The organism is Streptomyces sp. NRRL WC-3549 (assembly GCF_000721935.1).
GTDB lineage: Bacteria > Actinomycetota > Actinomycetes > Streptomycetales > Streptomycetaceae > Streptomyces.
The window spans coordinates 68,981-73,498 of record NZ_KL585383.1 but is presented as its reverse complement, the minus strand read 5'-3'; the positions used below and the strand labels follow the sequence as shown (position 1 = coordinate 73,498).

General features: G+C 70.4%; 3 protein-coding genes. 2 read left to right on the top strand and 1 reads right to left on the bottom strand.

The genetic code is table 11. The features are described 5' to 3' along the window. Positions 1 to 608, top strand: a 608-nt coding sequence (locus tag IH13_RS0102515) for a GTP-binding protein (RefSeq protein WP_031080650.1), incomplete at its 5' end; no start/stop codon positions are given. A gap of 115 nt (positions 609 to 723) precedes the next feature. Here IH13_RS0102515 and IH13_RS0102510 read toward each other — a convergent pair. After that, positions 724 to 3,180, bottom strand: a complete 2,457-nt coding sequence (locus IH13_RS0102510) for a DNA gyrase/topoisomerase IV subunit A (protein WP_031080648.1) — start codon at positions 3,178 to 3,180, stop codon at positions 724 to 726. A gap of 246 nt (positions 3,181 to 3,426) precedes the next feature. Between IH13_RS0102510 and IH13_RS0102505 the strand changes: the two genes are divergently transcribed. Then, the coding region (locus IH13_RS0102505) for a M16 family metallopeptidase (protein WP_031080645.1) at positions 3,427 to 4,518 on the top strand (1,092 nt) is incomplete at its 3' end.

Genomic DNA, 4,518 nt, shown 5'->3' with positions numbered 1-4,518 from the left:
AGGCCGTGGCCGCCACCGGGAGCACGGCGGCGGTCATCGGCGCCGTCCACGGGCGGATCGACCCCGGGCTGCTCTTCGACCCCGTGCTCCGGCCCGAGGAGGACACCGCCGCCCGGCAGCTGACCTTCGAGGACCTGCTGCGCGAGGCGGACGGCGATCACGCGGACCACCTGCACGCGGCGTACGAGAGCGTCTCCTTCACCTCGGACGTGCCGATGGACCCACGGCGCTTCATGGCGTTCCTGGACTCCCGGCCCCCGGGGCTGTACCGGATCAAGGGCTTCGCCGACTTCGGTGCCGGCGACCGGGCCAACGCGTACGCCCTGCACGCCGTCGGCGGGTTCCTGCGCTTCGTGCCGAGGCCGTGGGCCGCAGGCGAGGCACGCCGTACCCAGCTGGTGCTGATCGGTTCCGGCATCGACACCGACGCCCTGAGCAAGGAGCTCGACGGCTGCCGGACAACCCCTGCCCAGGCCGCCACCGACGGCTCGCAGGACCTCCGCGAGGAACGCCAAGGCCCCGGGGAGGCAGGTCAGGACGCCGCCGACGAACTGGAACGCAGCATGTGGGGGGTCCTGCGGTACGTGCGGCAGCCCGACGAGGACTGACACCCCGGCCGGCCACCGGCGGCGGGACCGCACCTCCCGGCCGCGTACCGGGAAGTGCCGTGCACCGCGAAGGTGCGGCGCACCGGGAAGTGCCGTCCCGCAGGCCGTTTTCCCCCTACGACGGCAGGGGCCCGGCGACCACCGCCACCGGACTCGTCAGAGGCGTCCCCGAACCGTCCCGGCGCGGATCCGGCGCCGGCAGCCGGGCCGGCGCCCCGTTGCGCTGAGCGGCCCGCGCCGGGGCACCGCCGGCCCAGGCGAACACCAGCACGTCCTCGCCCTTCAGGAAGCGCTGGCAGCGCACCCCTCCGGTGGCCCTGCCCTTACGCGGGTACTGGTCGAACGGCGTGAGCTTCCAGGTGCGTTCCGAGTCGTCCAGCTTGCCGTGCGACCCGGCGACCGTGAACACCACGGCGTCCGCCGCGGGATCCACCGCGGTGAACGAGAGCACGGTGGCGTCCGCCCCGAGCTTGATCCCCGTCATCCCGCCGGCCGCTCGGCCCTGCGGACGCACCTGGGCGGCGGGATAGCGCAGCAACTGCGCGTCGGACGTGATGAAGACCAGGTCCTCCTCGCCCGTCCGCAGCTGGGTGGCGCCGACGACCCGGTCACCGTCCTTCAGCGAGATGACCTCCCACTCGTCCTTGTTCGGCGGATAGTCGGGCACCACGCGCTTCACCACCCCGTGCAGGGTGCCGATGGCCAGTCCCGGTGACTCCTCGGCCAGCGTGCTGAGGCAGATCAGCTCCTCACCCGCCTCCAGCGTGAGGAACTCGGAGACCTGCGCCCCTCCCGACAGGGTGGGGGCCGTGTGGGTGTCGGGCAGCTGCGGCAGGTCGATCACGGACAGACGCAGCAGACGTCCGGCGGACGTCAGCACGCCCACATCACCCCGTGCCGTGGCCGGGACCGCCGAGACGATCACATCGTGCTTGCCGCGCTTGGCGTCCTCGGCCTCCACGACCGGGTCGGCGTTGGCGGTACGGGCCAGCAGGCCGGTCGAGGAGAGCAGCACCCGGCACGGGTCGTCGGCCACCTCCAGCGGCACGGACGCCACCTGGGAACCCGCCGACTCCAGCAGCACCGTGCGCCGGTCGGTGCCGAACTTCTTGGCCACCGCCGCCAGTTCGGACGAGACGAGCTTGCGCAGCTCCGCGTCCGACTCCAGGATCGTGGTCAGCTGGGCGATCTCGTCGTTCAGCTTGTCCCGCTCGCTCTCCAGCTCGATCCGGTCGAAGCGGGTGAGCCTGCGCAGCGGGGTGTCCAGGATGTACTGGGTCTGGATCTCGCTCAGCGAGAAGTGCGCCATCAGGCGTTCCTTCGCCTGTGCGGAGTTGTCGCTGTCGCGGATGATCCGGATGACCTCGTCGATGTCGAGCAGGGCGACGAGCAGGCCCTCGACCAGGTGCAGCCGGTCACGGCGCTTGGTCCTGCGGAACTCGCTGCGCCGGCGTACCACCTCGAAGCGGTGGTCGAGGTAGACCTCCAGGAGTTCCTTGAGGCCGAGCGTGAGCGGCTGACCGTCCACCAGCGCCACGTTGTTGATGCCGAAGGACTCCTCCATCGGCGTCAGCTTGTAGAGCTGCTCCAGGACGGCCTCCGGTACGAAGCCGTTCTTGACCTCGATCACCAGCCGCAGACCGTGCTCGCGGTCCGTGAGGTCCTTGACGTCCGCGATGCCCTGGAGCTTCTTCGAACCGACGAGGTCCTTGATCTTCGAGATGACCTTCTCCGGCCCGACGGAGAAGGGGAGTTCCGTCACGACGAGGCCCTTGCGGCGGGCCGTGACGTTCTCTATGGCGACCGTGGCGCGGATCTTGAACGTCCCGCGGCCGGAGGCGTACGCGTCCTTGACGCCGCCGAGTCCCACGATCCTGCCGCCGGTCGGCAGGTCGGGGCCCGGGACGAACCGCATCAGCGTGTCGAGGTCGGCGCCGGGGTGCCTGATGAGGTGGCGGGCCGCGGCGATCACCTCGCCGAGATTGTGCGGGGGCATGTTCGTCGCCATCCCGACGGCGATCCCCGACGCACCGTTGACCAGGAGGTTCGGATAGGCCGCGGGCAGGACGACCGGCTCCCGCTCCTGACCGTCGTAGTTCGACTGGAAGTCGACGGTGTCCTCGTCGATCGACTCCGTCATCAGGGACGTGGCGTCGGCCATCCGGCACTCGGTGTACCGCATGGCGGCAGGCGGGTCGTCGTTGCCGAGCGAGCCGAAGTTGCCGTGCCCGTCCACGAGGGGCAGCCGCATGGAGAAGGGCTGTGCCATGCGCACCAGCGCGTCGTAGATCGACGCGTCACCGTGCGGGTGGAGCTTGCCCATCACCTCGCCGACGACCCGGGCGCACTTCACGTACCCGCGGTCCGGGCGCAGCCCCATCTCGTTCATCTGGGACACGATGCGACGGTGCACGGGCTTCATGCCGTCGCGGGCGTCGGGCAGCGCCCTGGAGTAGATCACCGAGTACGCGTACTCGAGGAAGGAGCCCTGCATTTCGTCGACGACGTCGATGTCGAGGATCTTCTCCTCGAAGTCGTCCGGCGGCGGGGTCTTCGTGCTGCGGCGGGCCATCGCGGCTGCGACTCCTTCACAGATTCTGTCGGGCAACCTCAGGGTTCTGACGCGGACCATTGTGGCCCTCCCGACTGACAACGCCGACCTCGACCCGTCCGAAGCGCCCCGGGCGCCCGTCCCGGCGCCTCCTCCGAGACGGCGTCGGCGACGACATCCACCTGGCGGGAACTTCGCCAGGTGCCCGTGCGCTTGCTTACAGTGGCAGGTCCGGCAGGAAATCCTGTACCGATCGAAGGGACGTACATGCCCATGGGTCACACGGCCACAGCCCAGGCCGGTTCCGGCGGTTTGACGGCGACCGAACACCGCCTGGCCAACGGCCTGCGCGTGGTGCTCTCGGAGGACCATCTGACCCCGGTCGCGGCGGTCTGCCTCTGGTACGACGTCGGCTCCCGCCACGAGGTCAAGGGCCGCACCGGCCTGGCTCACCTTTTCGAGCACCTGATGTTCCAGGGCTCCGGCCAGGTCAAGGGGAACGGTCACTTCGAGCTGGTGCAGGGCGCCGGCGGATCGCTCAACGGCACCACCAGCTTCGAACGCACCAACTACTTCGAGACGATGCCCACGCACCAGCTGGAGCTGGCACTGTGGCTCGAGGCCGACCGGATGGGCTCGCTGCTCGCCGCGCTCGACGAGGAGTCGATGGAGAACCAGCGCGACGTCGTGAAGAACGAGCGCCGCCAGCGGTACGACAACGTCCCCTACGGCACCGCGTTCGAGAAGCTCACGGCCCTGGCCTACCCGGAGGGCCACCCGTACCACCACACCCCGATCGGCTCGATGGCCGACCTGGACGCCGCGACGCTGGAGGACGCCCGCGCGTTCTTCCGTACGTACTACGCGCCCAACAACGCGGTGCTCTCGGTCGTCGGCGACATCGACCCGGAGCAGACGCTGGCCTGGATCGAGAAGTACTTCGGCTCCATCCCGTCCCACGACGGCAAGCAGCCGCCGCGTGACGGCACGCTCCCCGGCATCATCGGCGAGCAGCTGCGTGAGGTGGTGCACGAGGAGGTCCCGGCACGCGCGCTGATGGCCGCCTACCGGCTGCCGCACGACGGCACCCGGGAGTGCGACGCCGCGGACCTGGCGCTGACCGTGCTCGGCGGCGGTGAGTCGTCCCGGCTGCACAACCGCCTGGTCCGCCGCGACCGTACGGCGGTGGCCGCGGGATTCGGGCTGCTCAGGCTCGCTGGAGCGCCCTCGCTGGGCTGGCTGGACGTCAAGACGTCCGGCGGCGTCGAGGTGCCGCGGATCGAGGCGGCCGTCGACGAGGAGCTGGCCCGCTTCGCGGCGGAAGGCCCCACCCCGGAGGAGATGGAACGGGCCCAGGCC

Excerpts from the sequence above, each read along its gene's own strand:
- IH13_RS0102510 (WP_031080648.1), bottom strand. The coding sequence starts at position 3,180 with ATGGCCCGCCGCAGCACGAAGACCCCGCCGCCGGACGACTTCGAGGAG.